Below are 26,727 nucleotides of genomic sequence, written 5' to 3'. Positions count from 1 at the left end.
CGGGGATAAAGAGCATGCAACTTAACTCCACAGAAATTGCAGAACTGATCAAGAAAAGAATTGAACAGTTCGATATCGCGAGTGAAGCGCGAAATGAAGGTACGATCGTTGGTGTAACTGACGGTATTATTCGTATCCATGGCCTTGCTGATGTAATGCAAGGTGAAATGATTGAACTACCGGGTGGTCGTTATGCGATTGCACTAAACCTTGAGCGCGACTCTGTTGGTGCGGTAGTTATGGGTCCTTACGCAGACTTGCAAGAAGGCGTAAAAGTTAAATCAACAGGTCGTATCTTAGAAGTACCGGTAGGTCGTAAACTATTGGGCCGTGTTGTTAACACGCTAGGTGAGCCAATTGACGGTAAAGGCGCAATCGAAGCTGACGGTTTTGAGCCGGTAGAAAAAATTGCACCAGGCGTTATCGAGCGTCAATCAGTTGATCAACCAGTACAAACTGGTTACAAGTCTGTTGACTCAATGATCCCAATCGGTCGTGGTCAGCGTGAGTTGATTATCGGTGACCGTCAAACGGGTAAAACTGCTTTAGCAATCGATGCAATCATTAACCAACGTGACACAGGCGTTCCTTGTGTATACGTAGCGATTGGTCAGAAAGCCTCTACTATTGCTAATGTTGTACGTAAGCTAGAAGAACACGGTGCGTTGCAAAACACTATCGTTGTTGCTGCTTCTGCATCTGAGTCTGCTGCTTTGCAATACTTAGCGCCTTACTCAGGTTGTACAATGGGTGAATACTTCCGTGACCGCGGTGAAGATGCACTGATCGTATATGATGATTTGTCTAAGCAAGCTGTTGCTTACCGTCAAATTTCATTGCTGTTAAAGCGTCCTCCAGGTCGTGAAGCATACCCAGGTGATGTTTTTTATCTTCACTCACGTTTGCTAGAGCGCGCGGCACGCGTTAACGAAATGTATGTTGAGCGTTACACCAATGGTGAAGTGAAGGGCAAAACGGGTTCATTGACCGCACTGCCAATCATTGAAACACAAGCCGGTGACGTATCTGCATTCGTACCAACCAACGTAATTTCGATTACTGACGGTCAGATCTTCTTAGAAACTGATTTGTTTAACTCAGGTATCCGTCCTGCTGTTAACGCTGGTATCTCAGTATCGCGTGTAGGTGGTGCTGCACAGACTAAGATCGTTAAGAAATTAGGTGGTGGTATCCGTCTTGCACTTGCTCAGTATCGTGAATTGGCGGCGTTCTCGCAGTTTGCATCTGACCTTGATGATGCAACCCGTGCGCAACTTGAGCATGGTGAGCGCGTAATGGAGCTAATGAAGCAGAAACAATACGCTCCTTTGAGTGTTGCGGATACTGCAGTTTCATTGTTTGCAGTTGAGAAAGGCTACTTGAAAGACATTGAATTAAACAAAATTCTAGACTTTGAAGCGGCACTTCACTCATACATGAACAGTGAAAAAGCTGAGCTAATGAAAACGATTAATGAAACAGGTAACTACAACGACGACATCGAGTCACAGTTAGCTGACGCTTTAACTAATTTTAAAGCGACACAAACGTGGTAATCGACCGGTGCTTATTCGTAAGCACCTCGTCTGTTAAGTAACTGGAGAATAATCATGGCCAGCGGTAAAGAAATTAAAGGTAAAATTGGGAGTATTAAAAACACCCAAAAAATTACCAGTGCGATGGAAATGGTTGCAGCGTCAAAAATGAAAAAGGCGCAAGACCGAATGGCTTCTGGCCGCCCATACGCACAAAACATGCTAAAAGTGATTGGTCATATCGCAAACGGCGCGCTTGAGTATCGCCATCCTTATTTAGAGGAGCGTGAGGTTAAACGCGTTGGTTACATCGTAATATCTACTGACCGTGGATTGTGCGGTGGCTTAAACACCAACGAGTTTAAAAAAGTCACGCAAGATGCTAAAGCCTGGCAGGAAAAAGGGGCTGAAATTGCCTTTGCTGCACTAGGTTCAAAAGCGTGTGCGTTTTTCAATCGATTTGGTGGCGATGTTATGGCTGCTGAATCGGGTATTGGTGATGCACCTAAAGTAAGCGATGTTGTGGGTATCGTGCGCGTAATGATTAATGCGTTCGATAAAGGTGAATTGGATAAAGTTTATCTGGTTTTCAACAACTTCGTAAATACTATGGCGCAGGAGCCAGTGATCAATCAATTATTGCCTTTGCCGAAATCGGAAGATGAAGCATTGCAGCATCGTTGGGACTACATATACGAACCAGATCCTAAACCGATCTTGGAAGCGTTAATGACACGCTACATTGAGTCTCAGGTTTACCAAGGCGTTGTTGAAAACGCAGCGTCAGAACAAGCTGCACGTATGGTTGCAATGAAAGCTGCAACCGATAATGCGGGTAACTTAATCGATGAATTGCAATTGGTATATAACAAAGCCCGTCAGGCAGCGATTACACAAGAAATCAGTGAGATCGTTGGCGGCGCAGCTGCGGTGTAGGCAACAGGTTTAAAGATAACGAGGACTAATTATGAGTCAAGGTAAGGTCGTCCAAATCATTGGTGCCGTTGTGGATATCGAGTTTCCACAATCAGCAGTACCAAGAGTGTATGACGCACTGAAAGTGACCGAAGGTGACTTAGAGGGTTTGACCCTTGAAGTGCAACAGCAATTAGGTGGCGGTGTTGTCCGTGGTATCGCACTAGGTACTACTGACGGTTTACGTCGTGGTTTGAAAGTTGAAAATACGGGTGCGCCAATCATGGTTCCTGTCGGTACCAAAACATTGGGCCGTATCATGGACGTATTGGGTAACCCAATCGACGAAGCTGGCCCTATCGGTGAAGAAGAGCGTATGTCTATTCACCGCGAAGCGCCTACTTATGAAGAGCAATCAAGCTCAGTTGAACTACTCGAGACTGGAATCAAAGTAATTGACTTGGTTTGCCCATTCGCTAAGGGTGGTAAAGTTGGTTTGTTCGGTGGTGCGGGTGTTGGTAAAACCGTAAACATGATGGAGCTTATCCGTAACATCGCTATCGAGCACAGTGGTTACTCAGTATTCGCTGGTGTTGGTGAGCGTACGCGTGAAGGTAACGATTTCTATCATGAAATGAACGAATCTAACGTACTTGATAAAGTATCGTTGGTTTACGGTCAGATGAATGAACCACCAGGTAACCGTCTACGGGTTGCTCTTACTGGTTTGACAATGGCTGAGAAGTTCCGTGACGAAGGTCGTGACGTACTTTTCTTCGTAGATAATATCTACCGTTATACATTGGCCGGTACAGAGGTATCAGCACTTCTTGGTCGTATGCCTTCAGCGGTAGGTTATCAGCCTACACTAGCTGAAGAAATGGGTGTTCTACAGGAGCGTATCGCGTCGACTAAGACGGGTTCAATTACCTCAATCCAAGCGGTATACGTACCTGCGGATGACTTGACTGACCCATCACCGGCAACCACCTTTGCTCACTTGGATGCAACAGTTGTATTGTCTCGTGATATCGCATCTTTGGGCATTTACCCAGCGGTTGACCCATTAGATTCAACCTCGCGTCAGCTAGATCCATTAGTTGTTGGTCAAGAGCACTATGACACTGCACAAGGCGTTCAAACAACGTTGCAGCGTTATAAAGAGCTTAAAGATATTATCGCAATCTTGGGTATGGATGAATTGTCTGATGAAGACAAGCAGGTTGTAACACGTGCTCGTAAGATCCAACGTTTCTTGTCACAGCCGTTCTTCGTAGCTGAAGTATTTACTGGGTCGCCTGGTAAGTATGTATCGCTTAAAGATACGATCGCTGGCTTCAAGGGTATCTTGGCAGGTGATTACGATAACCTTCCAGAGCAAGCCTTCTACATGGTTGGCTCAATTGACGAAGCGATTGAGAAAGCCAACAAGAAATAAGTCCGAGCGCGCAAGCGCTCAACTTTAGGAGGTGCCCATGGCAGCAATGACAGTACATCTTGATGTGGTAAGCGCTGAAGAACAAGTTTTTTCAGGCCGCGTTGAGACGATACAGGTAACCGGTAGCGAAGGTGAATTGGGTATCCACCCAGGGCACGCGCCACTGATCACCGCATTAAAGCCTGGCATGGTGCGATTGGTTAAGCAGCATGGCGAAGAAGAGATGATTTACATTGCAGGCGGTATTCTTGAAGTACAGCCAGGTAATGTAACGGTTTTGGCAGATACTGCGGTACGCGCCGAAGATCTCGATGAACAAGCCGCTGAAGAAGCTAAGCGTCGCGCTGAAGAGCATATTGCTAATCCAGGCACAGACTTTAACTATGCAGAAGCTGCTGTTGAGCTAGCTGAAGCGATTGCGCAATTACGATTGATACAGAAGTTGCGTAAATAAGTAGTTATAGAATGATAAAAAAGAGCCGGCACTTGCCGGCTTTTTTGTTAGTGGATTTTAGTCTTTGTCTATTTTATTTACTGGTTGCACTACGGGTAATCTAGGAATTGATTGTTCTAACCGAGAAGGATTTCAGAAGTTGAATAAAATCATACTACTACTCATTGTCAGTGTTCTCGCCCTACCAGCAGTTGCTATACCCAACGCTCCAGAGTGTGCTCAGGAAGATTGTTCATTAGCAAAATTAAATACGTTACGTGCAGTTGCATCCAGAGGGAATATGGAAGCGAGCTTTTCTCTTGGTCATATCTTTATGAACAATGACTCGGGCATTAAGACGGATTTTGAAAATGCATTTTATTATTTTTCAAAAGCAATGCGTCAAGGCTATTGGCCTGCTTATCGTCAAGTAGCAGGTATGCTTTCAAAGGGTTTGGGTACGGAAAAAAATATTGCTGAAGCGAAATCGGTGATGCGTAAAGCGGCCGAACGAGGAGTCCACAAGACAGCGGAAGAGTACGCTTTGTTAGTCTATCTAGATCCCAAGTCTACTCAGCAAGAGCTCCAGCACGCATTAGACTTGTTGAACGTAAAAGTAGCCGAAGGTAATAGTTATTTGGCTAATTATTTACTCGCAGTGATTTACCTAGACGGTGTCCATGTTAGACAAGATATTGAAAAGGCAAAGCAATTGTTAGCATTTCCAGCGCAGGGGAATTATGCAAATTCAGAAAAGTTGTTGCATAAACTGTCAACAGAAAATGCAAAACACAATCGCTCAGGCAATGCCCAGATACCGCAGAACTCGAATTTTGATCCTGATATTGAAATCATTCAGGTGAGAGGTTTGAGCATGCAACTTAACGCTGTAAAGGATTTAGTAATCGATCCGTTTTGGAACACGGGGCGACAAACTGGCAGCAGAATTATAGGCAATGGATGCACTGCAGAAATGCCGGGGTGTGAAATATATGGTGGTCGAGACGACTTAAATCGGTCTTTGAATTTACGCTAATTTTGCTGTTGCGTTCCTATTTTTAATCTCGTCTGTTCAAACTGACAATAGTCGTTTAATAGAAAGGTAATAGCTCGTCGAAACGCTTAACCTCAGTACGTTTACTGTGGGCAGTTAATACTTGCTTAATCAATCCGTGTTTATCTGAGTTTGTTGATACAGCGTAATGTGTCGGTAATTTCATCAGGCTTTTGATTGTTACCTTGTCAGGCATTTCAAAACCATTATGTTCAAGGTAAAACTTATACGGAGCCTTGTACGTGATAAGGTGTCGAGTTCGTCCTCTCACAAACATTTTAATAGCATCGATACTGCCGGGCGTATCTTGAAAAATAAAACCCTGCTGCTCCAACACTTGGCGTTGGCCATTATAGTCAAAGCCACGTATGCCACTAACCATTTCAGCGAAGCCTTCTTTGTGGTGGCTTAAAAAAATTAATTCCAGTTCACCGAAAGGCGGCTCTATAAACTCAACATTTTGTTGGATCAAGCGAGTTGATTTTATATTAACAGTTAAGTCTACCTCGCCTGCCTTTATCATGCGGTAAACGCGGATTGCGGGAGCACAAATAGCGTTTAACTTGTGACCCTGTCGTACGAAAATCAGCTCAGTTAGCTCGACAATATATCCTATGCATTCACTAGAACCACTTTCTGTATAGGCGTATGGCGGAAATTCTAGTGCGGCGAGGGTTATGGTCTGTGAATTTAGCTGATTTTCGTCCGCACTGGATTGCTCAGCCCGAAGGACAGAGCTATAGGCAGCAACCAAGAATATCAGCAAGCTTAGCTTCATGAAGACTCCTTTTCTCTTACCTAAAGATAGACAGAAAAAACCAGAAAAGCGAAAAGTTTTAGCGGTTCAGAATCACTGCGCCGGGCCCTTGTTCAGCCAAATTGTCATCCGGATTGTAGAGTGGGCACGCATGCAACGATAGACAACCACAACCTATACAGCTTGATAATGAGTCACGGAGTTTTTCGAGTGCATAAATGCGTTGGTTAAGCGCTTCCTGCCAATGACTCGATAGGGTTACCCAGTCGTTTTTAGTTGGGGTTCTTTGGTGTGGTAGCTTATCCAGCGCAAGTTTTATTTCTTCTAGACTTATTCCTAGTCGTTGCGCGGCTTTTATGACCGCGATTCGACGTAATACATCCGAGCGATAACGCCGTTGATTGCCAGTATTGCGTTGGCTCGATATTAGGCCCTTATGTTCATAAAAATGCAGGGTTGAGACCGCTACCCCTGAACGCTTCGCGACCGCACCGACCGTCAACGCTTGTTGTTCCATACTGTATTCCGAAAAATAAATAAAAAAGTACTTTACCTCAAGTTAGCTTGAGGTTTTACAGTGATTGTGAACTTAACAGAGGAATAGTCAAATGAATATCACTGTAGTTACAGCAAGAGACAGCGAGAATGAAACGGCGAAGTTGTTAAAGAAAGCGTCTTTATCCCAGTGGATAAAGCAATGGATGAGCAATTATATTGCGCTAGTAAATGCAACTATGGCGCTAAAATAGTATGCGGATCAACATGGTTGATGATGCACGGAATATGGGTCGCAAGAATTAATTTTACAGTAAATGCATCCGCACCTTCGGCGCGGATGCAGAAAGCTTAGAGCGCTTTAATACCCATATTAAACAGAGTAAAACCGTAGATATCAGCGTATTGCTCAATGGTTTTGCTTACCGGAGTACCTGCGCCATGACCAGCGTCAGTTTCAATTCTGATTAACGTCGGGTTAGAGCCACTTTGATGCTCTTGCAACGTCGCTGCAAATTTAAATGAGTGGGCAGGTACAACACGATCATCATGATCTGCGGTAGTCACCAAGGTGGCTGGATACGCGACACCTGCTTTTACATTGTGTACTGGAGAATAACCCAATAAGTATTCAAACATTTCCGGACTTTGCTCAGAAGTACCGTAATCATAGGCCCATCCCGCTCCAGCAGTAAAGGTGTGATAACGCAGCATATCCAATACCCCAACCGCAGGTAATACGACTTGCGCAAGCTCAGGGCGCTGGGTCATTACTGCACCAACGAGTAATCCACCGTTTGATCCGCCGCGCAGCGCCAAGTATTGACTGCTGGTATACTTATTTTCAATCAGGTATTCCGCAGCTGCAATAAAGTCATCAAAGACATTCTGTTTTTGTAGCTGTGTACCTGCTTGATGCCAGGCTTTGCCGTACTCACCACCTCCACGGATGTTTGGTACTGCGTATACACCACCCAGCTCTAACCAAGCGGCAACCGTTGAACTGTAACGCGGGGTTAAACTTACATTGAAACCACCGTAGCCATATAGCATGGTTGGGTTTTTACCGTTTAGTTCGGTGTCTTTATGATGCGTGATGATCATAGGTACTTTAGTACCATCTTTAGAGGTATAGAACACCTGCTTAGACACAAAATTATCGCCGACAAATGCTGTTTCTGGTTGGTTAAAAACGGTAGTTGCACCACTGTCGATGTCGAAATTGTAGACCGTGGTTGGTGTGCTGTAATTCGTAAAGGTGTAATACGCTGAAGTATCTTCTCGCTTACCTGAAAAGGCTCCTGCTGAGCCAAGACCCGGTAATTCTACCGTTCGTACTAATTCACCGGTGAGGTCGTATTGTTTCACCTGTGAAATCGCGTCAACCATATACTCTGCGAAGATAAAGCCCCCTGCTGTGCTTGGGGTTAGCACGTTGTCGGTTTCAGCAATTAAGTCTTGCCAGTTTTCCACATCTGGATTGGCAATGTCAGCAACCACAATCTTCGTATTCGGTGCATTATGGTTGGTAACTAGGATCAGTTTATCGCCGTTGGTAGTGAGTGGGTAAACGTCGGAGGTAATGTCTTCCTTAACCGTGACCCATGCGGGTTCAGGTTGTGACAAATCTTTAACATACATGCGATTGCCAGACGTGGCATTGGCAGCACTAACAAACAAGAAGCGATTGTCATCACTAACACCTGCACCAACATAGCGGTGTTTCTCTGCATCTACATGACCAAAGATTTTTTGATCATCGGCTTGGCTGGTACCAATTTTGTGATAATAGACTTTATGCTGATCAGTCTTTTCACTTAACTCGGAGCCTTCGGGCTTGTCATAGCTAGAGTAGTAAAAACCTTCATTTTTGAACCATGACAGGCCACTAAATTTAACATTGACTAATTTGTCACTCAGAAGCTCTTTGGTTGCGGTATCGATAACATAAACTTCACGCCAATCGCTACCGCCGGTGGATGTTTGATACGCAGCTAGCGAACCATCTTCGGAAAACTCAAGGGCAGCCAGTGACACCGTGCCATCATCGCTGAATTGATTGGGATCGATAAAAACCTCTGGCTCGCCATCGCCTTTTTGACGATAAACTACGCTCTGGTTTTGTAAGCCATCATTTTTGTAAAAATAGGTATATTCGCCTTCTTTGAAGGGTGCTGACACGCGTTCATAATTAATCAGGTTCTTAACCACTTCAGCAATTTTGTCGCGATAAGGGATTTGCGCAAGGTAGCCTTGAGTCACAGTATTCTGCGTTTTAACCCAAGCTTCGGTTTCTGCGCTGCGATCATCTTCAAGCCAGCGGTAAGGGTCTGCGACGGTAGTCCCAAAATAGGTATCAACAACTTCACCTTTTGCGGTGGCGGGATAGTTTATGGTCACGGGATTTACTTCTTCACTGGCGGCTACTGCTGAGTGGCTTCTTCTTGTACTTGTGGTTGGCACGCACTTAGCACGCCCACTACGCCCAGCGCAACGAGTGTTCGGGTTGTTGTTTTCATGAATGATTACCTGTTTAGCTCTTGTTATTCTGTGATTAAGGTAAATATGTTACGCAAATAATTGCGGTAACGTTCAATCCTCATCGTAAACTAAAATGCGATGGTTTTGTGGGATTAATTGTTAGGTTTTTGTTTTTTCACAGGCTCGCAATCAATATTGGCAACTTCCTTATGTAATCATGAGCTTGTTGGCGATTAAGCTTCTTCTAATTAGCGCAAATAAAGATTAGTAGTACCCCAGTGACAACAAGGATAAAAGCTAGGCGTTGTATTATCGATTTTTTATTACGCCTAAACATTGTCAATGGTGAACGGTTGGTTATTTTATAACTTATCGATGGTTTTTGGGTTCTTGGCGACCCAAAAGTAGAAAGCTGCAACAATCAGCCCAAACAACGAGGTGATCAGTATTATTCCGCCGAAGGTCAGTGAAGTTAAATCCAGTTTTTGATGAATAAATAAGAAATAGAATATAGCGAACAGAAGGGTGGCTATTTGGAATGCTAATTTTTGTTTTTGCGACATCTGTGCTCCCTCGTTAAAAGCGTGCTAAGCACCCTACTTTATTGACCGGATTAGTTTAGTTTGTTGTAAAACTAATTCTCTAGTTTCTTGCTTAAACTATCGGCTCCTAATGTAGTAATTTGCATGAGTAGTTCGACGGGATAGCGGCTGAGTGGTATCCCTGTCGATTGGTAATCTTCCAATAAATCCTCAATGATGAAAACAGTGCCTGCGATCAGTTTCTTTCTTAAAAACGCTTACTTAGACTTAAGTCACTATCAATATTGATAGTGACCTATATAGAAGGATCTTACTTATGAAAAATCAAATTGTAGAGCTATCACTGGATGACGTTCATATGGTCAGTGGCGGAGTTAGTAACGATGCAGCATGGGGTGCCAGTATTGGTTCAGCAGTTGCTTTTGTTGGTATGGCAATTGCCATTTCTAATCCTGTTGGTGCTGGTGTTTTTGCTGCTGCATCATTAATTTCAAGTGGTATTTCAGTTATTTACGTTTAATCACAGAGCAATCACATTATTGGTATTTAATAATGTGATTGCATTCGTTAGGAAATAAGAAATGTTTGAATCTGTCACTAAGTCAAAGCGAAGATTTCTACTCGCATTAGTGCTCGCAGAGAGCGGGTTTTTATTTATTATGTTGCATGTTGTTATGCAATTGGCGGATTGGCTAGTTGTAATGGTGCTGATTGTTAATGCTATTACTGTCTGGCTTGCTGGTCTGTTTGTGTTGGTACAAAAAGCAAAAGTAACTCCTCGCGAAATAATCAATAAAAATGACGTGCGTTGAGATCCAGCTCGCTGAGTAGGTGGCTGAGGTCGGTCAAGCGTCCGGCAATGATATGAATGACATCGGCATCACCGCGTTCCAGAATGCCATTAACTTGTAAAATGGTTGACTTTAGATAAGCTTGTTTTTGCGCGCGGGCTGACGCCTGCCATACGATCACATTAATATTTCCAGTCGGGTCTTCTAAAGTAATAAAGGTAACGCCTGACGCTGTACCGGGAGCCTGTCTGCCGGTGACACAACCAATTACCGTCACCACCGATTTATGCGTTAGCTTGTTTAAGTCACGTGCCAGAGTGAATTTAGGCAGTTTCTGAGCTTGTATGAGTAGCTCGACGGGATGGCGGCTGAGCGACATTCCTGTCGATTGGTAATCTTCCAATAAATTATCAATTTCGCTCGGCACTAAGCTGAGCTGATGAGGATCGGGTTGATCAGTCATTAAGGGTAATTGTGAAGTGGTTTCCATGATTTGCCAGCGGGCTTGATAGCGATTACCAGCAATCGCATTGAAGGCATCGGCACTGGCGAGTGCTTGTAGCTCTAGTGCATTGATGCCTAACTGACGGATTTGAGCAATTGATACAAAACCTGTGGTCGGGCGCTGCCGCAGTAAGCGTTCTGCGGTCGCTTGTGATAAGCCTTTAACAATCCGTAAACCTAAGCGGATGGCAAAACGTCCGTGCTGGGGTTGTAAGTAATGCTGGTATTGTGAGGTGTTAATACACACAGGCTTTACTTCGATATTGTGACGTTTCGCATCTTGTACCAACTGTGAAGCAGTATAAAATCCCATGGGTAAACTATTCATTAGGCTGGCATAGAACGCCTCTGGATAGTAATACTTTAACCACGAAGAAACATAGGCCAAGACGGCAAATGAAGCAGAATGCGACTCGGGAAATCCATATTCTCCAAAGCCGCAAATTTGTTCAAAAAGGCGCTCAGCAAAGGCCTCTTCATAACCTTTCTTGAGCATGCCTGTAACCAGCTTTTGTCTAAATTGCAGCAGTTTTCCATTCTTCTTCCAGCTGGCCATAGCGCGACGCAATTGATCGGCTTCTCCACCACTAAAGCCAGCGGCAACCATGGCGAGCTGGATCACTTGTTCTTGGAATATCGGGACTCCCATAGTGCGACTCAGCACGGACTCTACCGCCTTGGAAGGGTAGTCAATCGACTCTTTTCCATTTCTACGGCGTAGGTATGGATGTACCATGTCACCTTGAATAGGGCCCGGTCGGACAATCGCAATTTGCACCACTAAATCGTAATAACCGGCGGGTTTTAACCGCGGTAGCATGGACATTTGCGCGCGTGACTCTATTTGGAATACGCCTACGGTGTCAGCTTGTTGGATCATCTTGTAAACTTGTGGGTCGTCGCCCCAGCGCGTGATATCAGCAATGCAGGTGGAGTGTTGGTAATACTTTTGTAGCATCTCGAAGGTCTTGCGGATAGCGGTCAGCATGCCCAGAGCTAATACGTCTACTTTGAGTAAGCCGAGACTTTCCAGATCGTCTTTATCCCATTGAATAACCGTACGTTCCGGCATGCTGGCATTTTCCACAGGTACTAGCTCATAGAGCGGACCTGAGGAAATCACAAAACCACCGACATGTTGAGATAAGTGGCGGGGAAAACCCATTAATTCGTGGACTAAATTAACCAGTTGCTGGCTAATACGGCTAGCAGGGTCGAGACCTAAATCGCCTAGTTGTGACTGCCAGCTGACATTGCGGTCACGGCGATTCACGTTGGCGATGAAAAAGTCCAGTTGCGAGGCATTGATCCCCAGTGCCTTGCCGACTTCTCGCAGTGCACTTTTAAAGCGATAACAGACCACAGTCGCGGCCAACGCCGTTCGTTCTCGCCCGTACTTACGATAAATATACTGAATAACCTCTTCACGTCGTTCGTGCTCAAAGTCGACATCAATATCTGGGGGCTCATTGCGCTCTTTGGAAATAAAGCGTTCAAATAGAACATTGATTTGGCGCGGATCAACCGCCGTGATTTCAAGGCAATAACACACGACAGAGTTGGCAGCCGATCCCCTGCCCTGATATAGAATACCTTGTTGTTTGGCAAACTGTACGATGTCAAAAATGGTTAAGAAAAAGTATTCATAGCGCTGTTCGGCAATTAAGCGGAGTTCTTTTTCGATGATGGCACGGATATCTTTACTGAGGCCGGATGGAAAGCGTTTTTTGATCCCGCGTTCAACACATAAACGCAAGTAACTCTTAGCATCAAAGCCAGTAGGAATAAGTTCAGCAGGATACTGGTAGCGTAAGCGGGATAAACAAAAAGTGCAGCGCTGTGCGATACTCTGAGTTTCGGCTAACCAGCTGGCGGGATAAAGCTTACTCAGTTTAGTTTGATCGCGTAAACAGCGTTCCGCGTTACTCAGTCCGGCTTTACCTAATTGTTGTACTGATGTACCGACGCGAGTTGCATGCAGAACATGCTGCAGGGGCAATCGTTCTGGTTCATGCATAAGTACACCACTGCAGGCGCAGATCGGTAGGTTAGCTGTAGTTGCCAGGGTTTGTAATTGGTTTAAGTAGGCTTCTTCATTGGCAACTAGCCAGCGCTGCGCGCCGATCCATGTGCGGGTAGGATGATAACGCAGAAGCCAGTCAGCCCATACTTGTTGGCTACTAGGGTCAGGTTTGGGCAACCAGATTAACAGGCAGTGCTGAACGCGCTTTAAATCCCACTCCTCCAACTGGTACTGCCCTTTGGTTGCACGGCGACGGGCATTGGTGATGATCCGGCATAGCTCGGCATAAGCCTTTTGGTTAGGGCATAATAAAACACATTCAAAGTCATCGTTTAATTTAAAGTAGCTACCTACAATCAGTTTGATGGCCAGTTGCTTTTGTTGTTTTTCGGTAAAGGCTCTCACCACCCCTGCGACGGAGCACTCGTCGGTGAGCGCTAAGGCGGAATAGCCTAAAAAATCAGCGCGTGCAATCAGCTCTTCAGGGTGTGAAGCGCCGGTTAAAAATGAAAAGTTAGACTGGCAAAACAGTTCGGCGTACATCAGACAAAATACCCATGTACAAACCAGCGTTTGTGTTGATCGCGAAATACCCACAAGTATTGCCCCTGATCATTTTGCGCGATGAAGTAATCTCGCTCTAAGGGTTGCGCGCTCCACCAACCGGTACACAAGCGCTCAGGGGCTGTTAGGATCCGGCTTTTCCCACCCAGTGGTTGCGGTTTGGGTAATAGTAAGGATGGGCGATCATGGAATGATTGGGTAACACTCATTGGTTTAGCGTGTTGCTGGTCAGTAAAGTACAAGCGCTGACTGATATGATCGGGACGATGATCATTGCCTAGCGCTAACTGATACACGCAACGCTCTCCTAAGCGAGCTTGCAAACGGGTGATTAATTGCAATGGGGTGAGTTCAGATTGACGAGCGGTAAATAGATCATCATTTGCAGCAAGCATCGGGGTGAGCTCGTGAGCATTTAGGCTCATGGCTTGCACTGGCGCTGTAAGCTCTAGACGCTCGACGGCAACACGAGCAATTGATAGCCAAGCTTTACTGCGATTCTCACCTTGTGCGCTATGTAAGCGCCATTGCTGTTGTTGCTTATCACGCAAGATTAATGTGATATTCAGATCAAAGGTTACGAGTGCACGTTGAATAAGATAACGTTCAAGTGACATCAGCAATGATTCTAGCGGTTTTAATAAGCGTTCGCTGAGGGTAATTTCATACAAAAATTCTGAGTGTTTATGAAACTGACGGGCTGGTCTAAACAGCGGAAGCCGTTCAAAACGTTCACCTTTGAGCTCGCTAAGGTAGCGTAGTAAGGGGCCGTCAAAGCGGGCCGCGAGAGCGCTAACCGGTTGCTTAAACAGATCATCAAATGAGGTAATGCCCACTCGCTTGAGGGTTTGGAGTTGTTTATCAGTGAGATTACTGTGCCTTAAAGAACAACGCCTTAGAGCTTGCTTCCATTCCTGCGGAGCATCGCTTATATGGTTATATTGAGCGTAGGCGAGTACTTTTGCTGCACTCATTGAGTGGGCGCTGGCGTAGTTATAAGCATAGTTGCTGAGCAATGACTGAATGGTTTGCCAATAGCAGCTCAAACTGTCATAGAGCTTAAGCATATTATCGGCGCGTAAAAACAAGCCATCGGGGTTATCTAATGCGATGTCTGCGGTAATGCCGTATAAATGCTCTGCGATTTCGCTCAGACGCTGGCTTTCACATTTGCTGTCATACTCGATAATGCAGAGTTCTGCGCAAAGAGCACTGGCTGACGCAAGGCCTTGTCCACGACTTAAGCCTTGCTGTTGTGCGGCTGTATTTAGCTGACAGAGTTGATTATTTTGCGCATCATAAATCGCGATGGGTTGTTGGGCATCGAGTGCTGGTAAGCCGTCATGATCAACAACGCTACTTAACTGTAGCGCATTGAAGTGCACATATAACCACAACCCCTGCATATACTTTACTGTTGTGCATATAAATGAACAACATTATCCATACTGTTGGCGGTTATAGCTTGATAGCGTTGTTGCACACTACCGAGCGTATGTTCGACTTGTAATCCGGATACTGGCCAGCCACCGCGTTGTTTATCAATGTCTATGTGCAGATATTGCTTAGCCCGACTAACACGCATAGATAAACTGATGGGTAAAGGTTGTATTTGCTGATTGTATTGCAATAACAACAGCAAACTCTGACTTTGCTCAGCTGCTACCTGTAAGCGCTTCGCTTGGCTAATTGAAAGCTGGTTACACCACAACACTGCCGTATGGCAAACACCACTTTTCAAACATTGCTCACAGGCCCACAATACATCCGCGGGTTCAGCCGGTGAGATAAAGAATGTCCGCGCTAAATCAATTCCATATTCGGCTAACATTTCAGCATTGACCGCGGCTGGTGGAGAAATAAAAAAGAGTTGGCGTAAATCTTCTTGCTGAGCCTGAAGGACCGGCATGCATAGGCGTAATTCACCAATGCTCATAGTGCTGTTGATGCGTACTACACCGTGCTTCGGAAAGCCGCCGTGCAGCGCATTATCTAAGGTGCTGATACCAGTAGATAACTTAGCGGCAGCTGTTTGGCTGGCATGTGATGCTTGCCATAACAGTTGCTTGTTTTTTAGATGAGTAATTAAAGCAGACATAAATACAAAACAAATACTGTATGTTTGTACAGTATAGTGGGTAAATGTTTTTGCGCAAGTAAATATTGTGACAAGCAAGGTGAAGTCGCGGATTGCCAGTTGTGTCACAACAAACATACGACAATGTCATATTTGTCATGAGAACGTTTAAATACACGTTATTTGGACTAAATACTCCCCTTTTTCTTGGCATTCTTTCTGCAAAGTCATAAGTGCACGTGATCAATTTGAACGTGTTTTATAGACTCGGAGAATGTTATGAATTTACTCAAAGCCGGTTGTGCAGCTGCATCCTTTATTTTTCTACTCTCAGCATGCAATGGTGATACAGACTATCAAGGTCCGAATGTAGCAGAAAACGGTGCGACACCTTTTGATATTCCTCAGCTCAATACGGAATTGAATAAATACCCTGTCGGCGATTTAAGTGCAATTGAAATTGAAGGTTTACTCATGATGCGAGAAGAAGAAAAGCTTGCGCATGATGTATATGCCACACTTTATGATGTTCATGGCGTGGATATCTTTACCAATATAGCCGTAAGCGAACAAACTCACACCGATGCAGTTAAATTGCTGCTCGATCGTTACAGCCTAGTTGATCCCGTAATAGATAGCACCGTCGGCGTGTTTGCGAATGCAGAATTTAGCTATTTATATGACACCTTAACCGAGAGAGGTGAGGTGTCATATTTGGAGGGCTTGTACGTGGGCGCGCTTATTGAAGAATTGGATATTTACGATATCGAACGGCTGAGCCAAGATGTGGTAGACAACGCCGATATCATATTGGTGTATGACAACCTGCAAAAAGGATCGCGTAATCATTTGCGCTCTTTCTACAAACAAATTCAAGCCAATGTTGGGAGTTATACGCCGGTTTATCTGAGTCAGGCTGAATTTGATCAAATCGTGAATTCGCCAATTGAACGGGGTTAATCAGTGCATCTTGTATTTCGCCCGATGTGATTTAGTGATGTAGGAGCAAATCAATGAGATTTTTTATACTAATATTCCTGATATTTTCGCACGTAAATTTGGCTGAAGAACAACCTCAATCGCAAGTATTGGATACGCGGATAACGATAGAGCTCAGTGCAGAGCAAAAGGCTTTTGTATTAGAGCGTATGCGTAGAATGCTGGAAACGCTAACGGCTATTCAAGTCGCAGATATGAATGATGAGCCTGAGGCAGCGGATGATTTGGTTAAGACGCTGATTGAGTACACCCATAAAAATCATCCGCAAGGGCTAGGCAAACAATTTCCTGTAGCGTTTAAACAGATTAGTCAAACAATGGATCTACATTGGCGAGTATTGTCAGAAGAGCAAACCGATAGCAAATTGATTCAAAAAGAAGTAGTGGCGATTATGTCGACGTGTAATGCGTGTCACCGTACATTCAGAATAGAGTGACACGCTGTTTTAATTCGCCAGTTAGAAGGGATAGATAAACGCAAGTCCTGCTACAACCGCTGTTTCGCTGTCAATCCGGTCAAGGCTGAGCACAGGAGCAATTTCAAAATCTCCAACTTGAAAATCATAAGCGACAGTCGCTCGGTAAAGCGTTTCATTGTGTGGATGCGCACCGCCTATTTGCTCTTCTCCGACGCCAAAACCCAACCGGAAATAATCAAATGGGTGCTACATGGCTTGTGCAACCAGAATAGTTACGCCATCGCCGTGATGAGCGTCTTGAATGCGTTCGTAGACAAACTCAACTCCCCACTTGGGTTGAAAGCGATATTCATATTCCAATCCTAAAGTTAAGTTACTTTCATCATCAAAGTTCGTTGTGCCTACAAAAACGCCTGGGAAGTGTTTTTTGCCCGCAGCAGCAAAGGCGCTAGACGGAATTAGCAGTAAAGTGATGAATAACAAACCAACAGTTTTCATAGTAATTCTCTTAGAATATTTATACTTATAAAATAGCACATTTAATTAAATTATAAGTGTTGGTCGTTAACTTGTGTTGGAGCAGCTGTACTTAACTGGCTGCAGCCGCCTCTTCACTGTCGGCTGCTTGTGTTTTCAGCGCACCACTACTGATTCCACGACATGCGGCGATAAAGCCATCGACTGTGTTCTGGCACCATGCCATACGGATTTCACTGGGTTGCTTCTTGATCAGTTCATTGACTTTTTCAATGGTGATGGTTTGGTTTTCCACCGCACGATTAACCGCTTCTTCAACGGTACGACCATGCTCAGTACAGTTCATTACGATAAATTCGAAGCGACTCATAATAAAGCTGGCAACTTGATAGTCTTCTTGATTGATCAGGGCTCGCTTATTCAGCGCTTCTAAGCGATTAACAAAGATCTGTTGCAGTTCGTGAGCCATAAATGCCAACTGCTTCTGCCCTATCCGTAGTGCATAGGCTTTAGCCTTGGCATTGTTATTTGCTATTTTCAATTCACGCTGCAATCCCTGCCCACGCACGACAAAATAAATCAAAATAATAAGCATAATGGCAATAATGCCGGCAGAAATCATAGTGCTGAAAAACCTCGTTTATAGCGCCTTTTGTTGTTCGATAAAGGCATTAATGTTTTGCTCGAGCACGAACAATGGTACCGATCCTTGCGCTAACACGGCATCATGGAAGGCGCGCAAATCAAATTTATCGCCCAACTCAGTTTCCGCCATGGAGCGTAATTCCTTAATTTTTATTTCACCAATTTTATAGGATAGCGCCTGCGCAGGCCACGAAATATAGCGGTCAATTTCGGTTTTTACGTTATGCTCTGAGAGTGCAGTGTTTTCAAGCATATACGCAAGCGCTTTTGCACGTGACCAACCCATCATATGCATGCCCGTATCAACCACTAAACGGCATGCCCGCCACATTTCATAACTTAAACGGCCAAAATCGTCATAGGGGTCAGAATAAATACCAACCTCTTTACCTAAGTATTCTGAGTACAAACCCCAACCTTCGCCAAAGGCGGAAATATAGGTTTGGCGTCGCACAGGAGGTAAACCCGACATTTCGTTGGCGAGCGAAATTTGTAAATGATGACCCGGCACAGCTTCGTGTAAAGTCAGCGCTGGAATAGCGTATAGCGGACGTTTGTCTAGAGCATAAGTATTAACCCAATAGTAACCGGGTTGGTCATCGCGTGCCGGAGATACATAGCGACCAGTGGTATATTTTGGCGCAATTGCAGCTGGAACTGGCGCAACTCCATAGGGAGTGCGTGGTAATTTTTTGAAAAGCTGTGGTAGCTTAGCATCCATCTGTTTGGCGACATAAGAAGCGTAAATCAGCAATTCTTCTGCACTTTTGGCGTAAAACTGTGGATCGGTACGTAAAAACTGGATAAACGCATTGATATCGCCAGCAAATTCCAATTTATCGACGATGGCTTGCATCTCAGCGCGGATCCGTGCAACTTCGGCTAAGCCAATCTGATGGATTTCCTCAGCGGTCATGGTAGTGGTGGTGTAATATTCAATCCGATTCTGATAGTACTTTGTACCATCGGGCCACCCTTTGGCCGCTATTTCGTTGCGCGCATTGGGCTTATAGACTTGCGTAAAAAAGTCATAAAAGCGCTGTAATGCAGGGGTAATTTGCGCGGCAATTATTTCTTGCCCAGAGCTTTGCCAAGTGGCGATCTGTTCGGCGCTATATTTAGTTCCATCAAGCTTGGCCAGTGGTTGATAAAACACACTCTCTTGACTGTCTGTTATGAGCGAACTGATGGTATCTTCATAACCTTCCAATACTGCTTTAGGTTGTGTTTTCCCGACAGCTAAACCTTTTTCCATCCATGCAATATGGGTGTCTATGATGGCACCAATTTGTTTGAGCTGAGCCAAGTAACTTTCCACTGACTCCGAATCTATGATGCGAATTTGATTGGGGAGCTGAGCGAGGCTACTATGAAATCCGTATTCCGAGGTGATTGGTACATAGTGCTCATTAAAACGATATTCATCCACATAGTTCTGAATGCGATAACGTTGCATTAATAAGGTAATTCGTTCTTGCTGCGATAATTCTGCGGCATCGATAAGGGCAAGTTGGTCTAAATATGTTTGAAACTGTTCGGCACGCGATTGCAGTGCTTCAGGTGTGACATCGGTTAGTTTATCTGCAAACTCTCGCAATCCCTGACGCCGAGCCAAACCAGGAAAGCTGCGTAACTCATATTGCCAAATTTCCTCAGTCAAACGTTCCAACTGTAGGGAAGCGGCAGAATTCCCATATGCGACACCACATAAACTCCACATGAAAATAACAAGGGCGGCTATAAGGGTTACTTTCATAATGCTTACTCCTAACAGTTTGTGGCAACGCGATTATTTCTTCGGTGTATAAATTGGAGTTGGTAACGCTGTTACTTTATCCGACAGTGCAGTAATTTTTGCACTGCCTTGCTTTTTGACTTCATCAATCCGCAATACATTGTGCATAGGAATATAGGTATGCGTCACATCAGCAAACTCATCTTTGAGCTTTTCGTGACTGGGATCAAGAACTAAGCTGGTGTGGGTATCCCAGACAAAATCGCCAATTTCTACAAAACCAAAAAGCCCACCCTGACTTACTTCGCGAACATACAGTTCATAGCGTTCACCGTTGCTGACAAACTGAATTCTAAATAACGATTTAGACATGATACCTGCTAACTTAAACCAAACCGCGCTGATTTTAGCGGTTTCACCTCGCTTTATCCACGACTACGTAGCTTTCGCCAAGTTCCAAGGTTTGAAAATCAGTCTCATTACTGTGGCGACTTTGCATAATTGTATCAAGCCGCTGTTGTGGCTCAATAGGAGGCTCTGCTGTTAAAGGAAAGGTGCCCCAATGCATGCCGATCGACAGCTTAGCACCAATATCATCATGGATCTGCACGGCCTCCTCAGGGTTTACGTGATAATCCCGCATAAACCAGCGTGGTGCGTAGGCTCCAATAGGGATCAGGGCGAGGTCAATAGACCCGAGCTGCTTTCCAATTGGCTTGAATAACTTTGGATGATACCCAGTATCTCCAGCGAACCATAGGGTAAAATCATTAAACTGCAGTCCCCAACTCGCCCATAGGGTGGTAAACCTATCGCCCAAAGAGCGTGCAGACCAGTGTTGTGAGGGTAAGGCAACAATGTTCAAGCGTTCACCAAAGGTAGCGGATTGCTGCCAGTCTAGTTCGGCAACTTGCGTCTTACTTACGCCGTGTTCAACCAACCAAGGTTTTAGTCCTAGCGGCACATAATACTGAGGTTGGTTGCCTAGCTGCTCAATGGTTGCTTGATCTAAGTGGTCATAATGACTGTGGCTTATGATGACAACATCAATCGGCGGTAACTTTGTGTAGTCAATAACGTGAGGCACATAACGTTTCGGCCCCATAAAGGACAATGGCGATGCGCGGTCGGAAAAAATCGGGTCGGTGAGAATACTAATTCCTTGGTATTGGATCAGAAACGTGGAATGTCCAAGCCAGGTAATTTGCGGGCTATTGGGTGGCTGTTGAATCCCTGCCACATCCACTTGTTGTATCGGCACCGTATGTCCGAGGTCGCTATGCTCAGCCCATGCTTCATCCCCGAAGTAACGCATCTCAAGAAAATCAAAAAAGTTCTTATCCTTATCTTTAAGATACAGGTTTCGAAAACGAATGTTGCCATCGGCATCGACTTGATGGTGAGCTTTTGTTGCATCAAACCACTCAGGCTGCTGCTTAGTTGAACAGGCTTGTAAGCTAATTATTAGCGCCAGGAATAAAGCCCAGTGCATTCGTCTAAACAACATAAGCCGAGATACTTCGAGGTAAAAATTGTGCATGCTGATGCATACGTGGAGAAACACCGAAAAGATTGACGGCGGCGGTTCCTAATGCTGTACGCTACCTAACAACCGATGCGTTGCCATTTTTAGCTCTTGATTGTCTTCTACAAGGATAGCGTTGACCGCAAAACCTTGTACGTAACTCGTTAATTGTAATGCGACAGATTCGACCGGCGTGTCAGGTGAAATCTCATGATTATTCACGGCTCGTTCTAAACAACCAATAAAGTCAATTTGCAACCGATCAAGATAGTGTCGGCCGATGTCTTTGATCGTTGGATCGTCATGACCCAGTTCGGTAATACTATTTACCAATAAGCATCCGCGACCACTGACTAATGCTAAGTAACGATCAAAATATTCATGTATCGCTTGGATCCCTTGGGGTTGCTCCAAGGCAACTAAGACCTGCTTCATTTGGGTGGAAAGGTAAAAATCGATGACTCGATAGAGAAATTTTTGTTTGCTACCAAACTCGCGATAGAAACCACGCCGATTAAAATCGGTACGCGCAATGATTTCATCCATAACAGCACCATGAAAACCATGCTCTAAGAATACATCAATCGCTTGTTCCATGACTTCTTCTAAGTTGTAAAGAGGAGCACGAGGCATTTGGGCACCTTTTCGAGAATCTTTATTCTCTAGCCTAGTCACTGATTATGTTTAGTCAAGCGCTTTCGCCTTTCTGAGCCAAATACTTTCGACCAGTGGTGGGTTATGGCGGTTTGCTGAACGGGATCCATGTATTTATCTTCCACCCAGTACGATAAACTATGCGTTTAATTTGTTGCAATATCGAGAGTTAGAATCATGAGACGCAAAACCCGAACGATTGTTTTGACAGCGATCACGAGTCTGTCAATGCTGGTCATTGGTTTCAGCGCGAACGCCGAGCCAATTAAACCTGACGCAGAGCGCATTAAAGCGCATATGCAGTTTTTAGCCGATGATTTGTTAGAAGGTAGAGAAACTGGCAGCCAAGGGCATGAAATCGCATCATTATATATTGCGACAGAATTTGCCAAATATGGACTTAAGCCCGCGGGCACCGATACCGCTTCACCTTATATGCAGCGTGTTAACTTTCGCTATGCGACTCTCGATCAAGACTCTCCGGTAATGGTCTTAACCGGTGCGGACGGACAAAGTCAGACTTTTGATTACCCAAAAGACTTTATCATGGGGCCAGATACCGTGCGGACTGAATCGCAGGTGCAAGCAGAATTGGTTTTTGTGGGCTATGGGATCACGGCCCCCTTATTAAATCATGATGATTACGCAGGTTTAGATGTAGAAGGTAAAATCGTTGTGATTTTATCCGGTAAGCCAAAGGATTTTCCTACTGAAGAAGGTGCGCACTTTGCGTCGGGCAGTCAAAAACAGGCATATGCTGCCGCGAATGGCGCCATTGGTATCATTTCTATTGTCACGCCACAGTCTGAGAAGACCCGTCCATATCAACGCTCACTCAGTTACTTACATACACCGTCTATGCGCTGGCTTAACGCTGCTGGTGAGCCTGAAAATGTGCAGCCGAGCCTAATCGGAAGCGCGTATTTACCCATGCATACAGCCAAGCAATTGTTTGAAGGTGCAGATAAATCCCTCGATGATATTTATCAGCAGCTTGAGAATGACGAAGTACCGCGCGGCTTTGCGTTAGCAACATCAGTGGAGTTAAGTCGCAAGAGTGAACATAAAACCATAACCAGTCCGAATGTTGCTGGCATTATTGAAGGTAGTGACCCTGATTTAAAAAATGAATATGTGGTTTATTCTGCGCATTCCGATCATATTGGTTTTTCAAAAACCGTTAAACAGGACAAAATTAATAATGGCGCCATGGACAACGCATCAGGCACAGCCGTGATGCTGGAAACCGCGCGTTTATTTAGTCAGCTATCCGAAAAACCAAAGCGTTCGATTTTATTTGTCGCGGTGACCGGTGAAGAAAAAGGCTTACTTGGTGCGGATTATTTCGCGCGTAATCCAACCGTGCCACAGCAGAGCATGGTCGCTAATGTCAATTTAGATATGCCATTACTGACGTTCGAGTTTGCTGATGTCATCGCGTTTGGTGCAAGCCATAGTGATCTGAAGGCTTCAGTTGAGGATGCAGCGAAGAATGTTGGCCTAACCTTGAGCCCCGATCCTTGGCCGGAACAAGCGCTGTTTACGCGCTCGGATCATTATAGCTTTGTTAAGCAAGGTATCCCTGCGGTCTTCTTAGTACCAGGTATCAAAGCTGTTGACCCTGAAATAGATGGCAGTCAAGTATTAAACAACTTTTTGTCCACTAATTATCATAAACCTTCCGATGATATGAACCAGTCATTCGATTGGAATGCAGCCACCAAGTTCACGGCGGTGAATGCCCAGATTGGGTTAACCTTGGCGAACCAAGCGCAGCGTCCAGCATGGAATGAGGGTGACTTTTTCGGAGATACCTTTGGAAAAGCAAAATAGCTCATGCCAAAGCTAGCTCTGCAATTTTTTAGTCTTTTGCAGAATGGTGTAGCATAAAACAGGCCGCTTATATGCGGCCTTATTTGTATCCAGAACCATTGCAGCTATGTATCAGCCGGGTTGTATTTTATTGTTTAACTTGTGACGTACTATGACCATGCGACAGCGACTGTAACGTAAGCGGACTCGCATACGTTTAAAGCGGCATTAAACACTAGGGGCTAATAGCAACTAAAGTTGCGGTTACTGATTGAATCAAAAGAAGCGGTTTTTAATAAAAACCCATTGCGCGGCAAAGTCTTCGGTCGGTTTACGACTAAATTCACTACGAATAAAAAGATTGATCCGTCCATCAGCGTAGCATACCAGCATGTTGGCTATAATGCCTTCATCAGCAGGCAGTTCCTTACCTTCCCGTAGCTTGCGCTCGCGTAAGACTTGCTTCAACTGCGTTTCTAAACGCTCGTAAAGCTTTGCAATCCGAGCGCGCAAACGCTCCTGCTCACCCAATAATGCATCACCATTGAGAATACGCGTAATACCTGGATTTTTTTCCGCAAAACCTAATAGCAAATGCAAAATCATTTGGCAGCGTGCGGCTGCGTCTTTCTCTTCATTTACGATTTTATTGATTCGCGTAAACAAAGCTTCTTCGATGAACTCAATCAATCCTTCAAACATTCGTGCTTTGCTAGGGAAATGGCGGTACAACGCAGCTTCAGAAACACCAACTTTCTCAGCAAGCTTGGCGGTTGTTATACGTTGGCCTGGATTAGTTTCGAGCATTCCAGCAAGGCATTGCAGGATTTGAGCACGACGATTGGGTTTTTTAGTCGCTGGCATTAATCGGTTCCGTGAGTTTCTTGTTTTAATTTATATTGGCTTGCCAGTAATGCTAACAATTGATGAGCAACTACGTGCTTTGGTGCAGTTGTCAGCTTCTGGTCACCGTCGGACCAAAATACGTGTAATGCATTTTGGTCACTATTAAAGCCTATATCGGCATTCGATACATCGTTTGCAGCTATCATATCAAGCTTTTTATTACGCAATTTACTTTGCGCGTAATGTTCTAGCTCATGGGTTTCTGCAGCGAAACCAAGTGTAAACGGTGGTGTCGGTAATGACGCAACGTCACCTAGAATATCAGGGTTTTTAACAAAAGTAAGTGTTAACTCATCTGAGTTCTTTTTAATCTTTTGTTCAGCAATTGTTGCGCAACGATAATCAGCTACTGCTGCAGTTGCGATAAAGATGTCACATTGAGTCGCGACCTGCATAACCGCAGCGTGCATCTGCAGAGCGCTGTCTACTCGGATCAGGTTAACGCCTGCGGGTGGCGGCAAAGCAGTTGGGCCGCTGACCAAAGTCACCTTCGCGCCTGCCTGAGCAGCCGCTGCTGCTATCGCATAGCCCATCTTGCCACTGCTGTGATTGCTCAGATAACGCACTGGGTCAAGGGCTTCGCGCGTGGGACCGGCGGTAATAACAATATCCACATCAGCCAGTAAGTTCGCATTAATCGTTGTGGCATGTTGGCATAATTGTGCAGTAATGCTTTCGGGTTCAGTCATTCGACCTGCACCAACATCACCGCACGCTTGTTCACCATTAGCGGGTCCAATAATCGCAATTTGTCGAGTGTGTAATGTTGCCAGGTTAGCCTGTGTTGCCGGATGTGACCACATCGCTTGATTCATCGCTGGCGCAATGACGACCTTGGCAGATGTTGCAAGATAGAGCGTACTCAACAGATCATCAGCAATGCCGTGCGCCAACTTGGCCATACAATTAGCGGTAGCAGGCGCAATTAATAAAATGTCGGCCCATTTGGCAAGTTCAATATGCCCCATACCGGCTTCAGCGTCTTCATCCAACAAATGTTGATGGACCGGATTTCCTGACACTGCCTGTAACGACAATGGACTCACAAATTCAGCTGCTGAAGCTGTTAAAACCACCCGTACGATCGCACCCTCAGCGGTTAACTTGCGCACTAAGTCGGGCGTTTTATAAGCGGCAATACCACCGGTTACACCAAGAAGAATATGTTTATCTTTCAATTGCATCGGATACAGACTGACCTTGTGGACGGCGACTTTGTGCACGCAATACGCTTTATTGAACTAAATAGTAGCAAGGGAAAGCACAGATGAGAATAACTGATTGGTCGGTAGCTGAAAGACCCAGAGAAAAGTTGTTAATACACGGCGTCGATAGGCTGAGCGATGTTGAGCTGTTGGCAATTCTGATTAATACCGGGATTGCTGGTCAGAATTCGCTGGCATTAGCACAGACGTTGTTACAGCGCTTTGGTGATGTTGCAGGGTTATTTGCCGCTACTGAGCATGAACTGCGTCAAGTCACGGGTATCGGCAGTGCTAAGATAGCCTTGTTAAGGGCCGCTCGCGCACTCGTGAGTCGCAGCGTACAAAAACGACTTACAGACCGCCCGACGTTCAATGATGCGGCTGCGGTGAGTGATTTTCTGTTACTCGAGATGGCGCATTTAGCACAAGAGGTATTCGCTTTGCTAACGCTGAATAGTCAGTATCAACTCCTGCACTTTCGAAAGATGTTTTTTGGCTCGATCAATTGTGCTGCTGTGTATCCACGCGAATTGATACGTCAAACGATCGCTGACAATGCGGCGGCGGTGATATTGGCGCACAATCATCCATCGGGAAATGCAGAGCCGAGCCAAGCTGATTGTGATATTACTCAACGTATTGTTGCCGCTATGGAGTTAATAGACGTTAGCGTTCTTGATCATTTTGTGGTTGGGAGCACAAATACGGTATCATTCGCGCAACGAGGCTTAATCTAGGGAC

General features: G+C 45.0%; 28 protein-coding genes. 12 read left to right on the top strand and 16 right to left on the bottom strand.

Annotated features, from left to right (window positions below; genetic code table 11):
* Window positions 1-14 precede the first annotated feature (14 nt).
* The 5 genes from atpA (at window position 15) to AC121Z_RS17360 (ending at window position 5,357) form a co-directional block, all read left to right on the top strand.
* On the top strand, window positions 15-1,556 hold the full coding sequence (gene atpA, locus AC121Z_RS17380; RefSeq protein ID WP_498125587.1) for a F0F1 ATP synthase subunit alpha: 1,542 nt from the start codon (window positions 15-17) through the stop codon (window positions 1,554-1,556).
* A 54-nt stretch (window positions 1,557-1,610) separates the two neighbouring features.
* A complete protein-coding gene (gene atpG / locus AC121Z_RS17375; protein ID WP_498125586.1) occupies window positions 1,611-2,471 on the top strand; it encodes a F0F1 ATP synthase subunit gamma in 861 nt (286 codons plus the stop codon).
* 31 nt (window positions 2,472-2,502) lie between these two features.
* Window positions 2,503-3,888, top strand: coding sequence for a F0F1 ATP synthase subunit beta (gene atpD / locus AC121Z_RS17370; RefSeq protein ID WP_498125585.1), 1,386 nt, complete (start codon window positions 2,503-2,505; stop codon window positions 3,886-3,888).
* A 37-nt stretch (window positions 3,889-3,925) separates the two neighbouring features.
* Window positions 3,926-4,342: a F0F1 ATP synthase subunit epsilon gene (locus AC121Z_RS17365; protein ID WP_100657563.1), complete on the top strand. Its 417-nt coding sequence runs from the start codon at window positions 3,926-3,928 to the stop codon at window positions 4,340-4,342.
* Window positions 4,343-4,406: 64 nt separating this feature from the next.
* On the top strand, window positions 4,407-5,357 hold the full coding sequence (locus AC121Z_RS17360; RefSeq protein WP_498125584.1) for a tetratricopeptide repeat protein: 951 nt from the start codon (window positions 4,407-4,409) through the stop codon (window positions 5,355-5,357).
* 55 nt (window positions 5,358-5,412) lie between these two features.
* Here AC121Z_RS17360 and AC121Z_RS17355 read toward each other — a convergent pair whose 3' ends face one another.
* Window positions 5,413-6,153 (bottom strand): type 2 periplasmic-binding domain-containing protein, encoded by a 741-nt coding sequence (locus AC121Z_RS17355; RefSeq protein WP_498125583.1) that lies wholly within the window; start codon window positions 6,151-6,153, stop codon window positions 5,413-5,415.
* Between the two features lie 58 nt (window positions 6,154-6,211).
* Window positions 6,212-6,649 carry a redox-sensitive transcriptional activator SoxR gene (gene soxR / locus AC121Z_RS17350; protein WP_498125582.1) on the bottom strand — a complete coding sequence of 146 codons (438 nt, stop codon included), beginning with the start codon at window positions 6,647-6,649 and terminating at the stop codon, window positions 6,212-6,214.
* A 91-nt stretch (window positions 6,650-6,740) separates the two neighbouring features.
* On the opposite strand from soxR, the gene AC121Z_RS17345 reads away from it, so the two are divergent.
* Window positions 6,741-6,881 carry a hypothetical protein gene (locus AC121Z_RS17345; RefSeq protein ID WP_498125581.1) on the top strand — a complete coding sequence of 47 codons (141 nt, stop codon included), beginning with the start codon at window positions 6,741-6,743 and terminating at the stop codon, window positions 6,879-6,881.
* 97 nt (window positions 6,882-6,978) lie between these two features.
* Here AC121Z_RS17345 and AC121Z_RS17340 read toward each other — a convergent pair whose 3' ends face one another.
* Window positions 6,979-9,090, bottom strand: a complete 2,112-nt coding sequence (locus AC121Z_RS17340) for a prolyl oligopeptidase family serine peptidase (protein WP_498125580.1) — start codon at window positions 9,088-9,090, stop codon at window positions 6,979-6,981.
* A gap of 380 nt (window positions 9,091-9,470) precedes the next feature.
* On the bottom strand, window positions 9,471-9,671 hold the full coding sequence (locus AC121Z_RS17335; RefSeq protein WP_498125579.1) for a hypothetical protein: 201 nt from the start codon (window positions 9,669-9,671) through the stop codon (window positions 9,471-9,473).
* A gap of 295 nt (window positions 9,672-9,966) precedes the next feature.
* On the opposite strand from AC121Z_RS17335, the gene AC121Z_RS17330 reads away from it, so the two are divergent.
* Window positions 9,967-10,170: a hypothetical protein gene (locus AC121Z_RS17330; protein ID WP_498125578.1), complete on the top strand. Its 204-nt coding sequence runs from the start codon at window positions 9,967-9,969 to the stop codon at window positions 10,168-10,170.
* A 61-nt stretch (window positions 10,171-10,231) separates the two neighbouring features.
* The gene (locus AC121Z_RS17325) at window positions 10,232-10,462 is read left to right on the top strand and encodes a hypothetical protein (RefSeq protein WP_498125577.1); all 231 of its coding nucleotides are present in this window, start codon (window positions 10,232-10,234) and stop codon (window positions 10,460-10,462) included.
* On the opposite strand, the gene AC121Z_RS17320 is transcribed toward AC121Z_RS17325, so the two are convergent.
* From AC121Z_RS17320 to imuA, 3 genes are read right to left on the bottom strand one after another with little or no spacing between them, the layout of a single operon-like run.
* A complete protein-coding gene (locus AC121Z_RS17320) occupies window positions 10,440-13,511 on the bottom strand; it encodes an error-prone DNA polymerase (RefSeq protein WP_498125576.1) in 3,072 nt (1,023 codons plus the stop codon). The genes AC121Z_RS17325 and AC121Z_RS17320 overlap by 23 nt on opposite strands.
* A complete protein-coding gene (locus AC121Z_RS17315; protein ID WP_498125575.1) occupies window positions 13,511-14,938 on the bottom strand; it encodes a Y-family DNA polymerase in 1,428 nt (475 codons plus the stop codon). The genes AC121Z_RS17320 and AC121Z_RS17315 overlap by 1 nt, the downstream gene beginning before the upstream one ends.
* Before the next feature lie 5 nt (window positions 14,939-14,943).
* A complete protein-coding gene (imuA, locus tag AC121Z_RS17310) occupies window positions 14,944-15,630 on the bottom strand; it encodes a translesion DNA synthesis-associated protein ImuA (RefSeq protein ID WP_498125574.1) in 687 nt (228 codons plus the stop codon).
* Window positions 15,631-15,888: 258 nt separating this feature from the next.
* Here imuA and AC121Z_RS17305 point away from each other — a divergent pair, with 258 nt between their 5' ends.
* The gene (locus AC121Z_RS17305; RefSeq protein WP_498125573.1) at window positions 15,889-16,569 is read left to right on the top strand and encodes a DUF2202 domain-containing protein; all 681 of its coding nucleotides are present in this window, start codon (window positions 15,889-15,891) and stop codon (window positions 16,567-16,569) included.
* Between the two features lie 53 nt (window positions 16,570-16,622).
* Window positions 16,623-17,045 carry a hypothetical protein gene (locus AC121Z_RS17300; RefSeq protein WP_498125572.1) on the top strand — a complete coding sequence of 141 codons (423 nt, stop codon included), beginning with the start codon at window positions 16,623-16,625 and terminating at the stop codon, window positions 17,043-17,045.
* A gap of 21 nt (window positions 17,046-17,066) precedes the next feature.
* Here AC121Z_RS17300 and AC121Z_RS17295 read toward each other — a convergent pair whose 3' ends face one another.
* The 7 genes from AC121Z_RS17295 to AC121Z_RS17265 form a co-directional block, all read right to left on the bottom strand.
* Window positions 17,067-17,252, bottom strand: coding sequence for a hypothetical protein (locus tag AC121Z_RS17295; protein ID WP_498125571.1), 186 nt, complete (start codon window positions 17,250-17,252; stop codon window positions 17,067-17,069).
* 21 nt (window positions 17,253-17,273) lie between these two features.
* On the bottom strand, window positions 17,274-17,525 hold the full coding sequence (locus AC121Z_RS17290) for a hypothetical protein (RefSeq protein ID WP_498125570.1): 252 nt from the start codon (window positions 17,523-17,525) through the stop codon (window positions 17,274-17,276).
* A 91-nt stretch (window positions 17,526-17,616) separates the two neighbouring features.
* Entirely contained in the window at window positions 17,617-18,126 is a 510-nt protein-coding gene (locus AC121Z_RS17285) for a hypothetical protein (protein ID WP_498125569.1), read from the bottom strand.
* A gap of 18 nt (window positions 18,127-18,144) precedes the next feature.
* Window positions 18,145-19,905, bottom strand: coding sequence for a DUF885 domain-containing protein (locus AC121Z_RS17280; RefSeq protein ID WP_498125568.1), 1,761 nt, complete (start codon window positions 19,903-19,905; stop codon window positions 18,145-18,147).
* 33 nt (window positions 19,906-19,938) lie between these two features.
* The gene (locus tag AC121Z_RS17275) at window positions 19,939-20,256 is read right to left on the bottom strand and encodes a DUF1820 family protein (protein ID WP_498125567.1); all 318 of its coding nucleotides are present in this window, start codon (window positions 20,254-20,256) and stop codon (window positions 19,939-19,941) included.
* Window positions 20,257-20,299: 43 nt separating this feature from the next.
* Window positions 20,300-21,391, bottom strand: a complete 1,092-nt coding sequence (locus AC121Z_RS17270) for an MBL fold metallo-hydrolase (RefSeq protein ID WP_498125566.1) — start codon at window positions 21,389-21,391, stop codon at window positions 20,300-20,302.
* Window positions 21,392-21,472: 81 nt separating this feature from the next.
* Window positions 21,473-22,042: a TetR/AcrR family transcriptional regulator gene (locus AC121Z_RS17265; RefSeq protein WP_498125565.1), complete on the bottom strand. Its 570-nt coding sequence runs from the start codon at window positions 22,040-22,042 to the stop codon at window positions 21,473-21,475.
* Between the two features lie 198 nt (window positions 22,043-22,240).
* Here AC121Z_RS17265 and AC121Z_RS17260 point away from each other — a divergent pair, with 198 nt between their 5' ends.
* Window positions 22,241-23,896: a M28 family metallopeptidase gene (locus AC121Z_RS17260; protein ID WP_498125564.1), complete on the top strand. Its 1,656-nt coding sequence runs from the start codon at window positions 22,241-22,243 to the stop codon at window positions 23,894-23,896.
* A 255-nt stretch (window positions 23,897-24,151) separates the two neighbouring features.
* On the opposite strand, the gene slmA is transcribed toward AC121Z_RS17260, so the two are convergent.
* Both slmA and coaBC read right to left on the bottom strand, forming a co-directional pair.
* Window positions 24,152-24,739, bottom strand: coding sequence for a nucleoid occlusion factor SlmA (gene slmA / locus AC121Z_RS17255; protein ID WP_498125563.1), 588 nt, complete (start codon window positions 24,737-24,739; stop codon window positions 24,152-24,154).
* Window positions 24,739-25,965 carry a bifunctional phosphopantothenoylcysteine decarboxylase/phosphopantothenate--cysteine ligase CoaBC gene (coaBC, locus tag AC121Z_RS17250; protein ID WP_498128296.1) on the bottom strand — a complete coding sequence of 409 codons (1,227 nt, stop codon included), beginning with the start codon at window positions 25,963-25,965 and terminating at the stop codon, window positions 24,739-24,741. Before coaBC ends, slmA begins: the two co-directional genes overlap by 1 nt.
* Window positions 25,966-26,048: 83 nt before the next feature.
* Between coaBC and radC the strand changes: the two genes are divergently transcribed.
* Entirely contained in the window at window positions 26,049-26,723 is a 675-nt protein-coding gene (radC, locus tag AC121Z_RS17245) for a RadC family protein (protein ID WP_498125562.1), read from the top strand.
* Window positions 26,724-26,727: the final 4 nt, after the last annotated feature.

The sequence above is a fragment of the Alteromonas sp. DYW1 genome, assembly GCF_059752595.1.
Note: the sequence above shows the minus strand (reverse complement) of the source record. Positions and strands in the feature narration are given on the sequence as shown.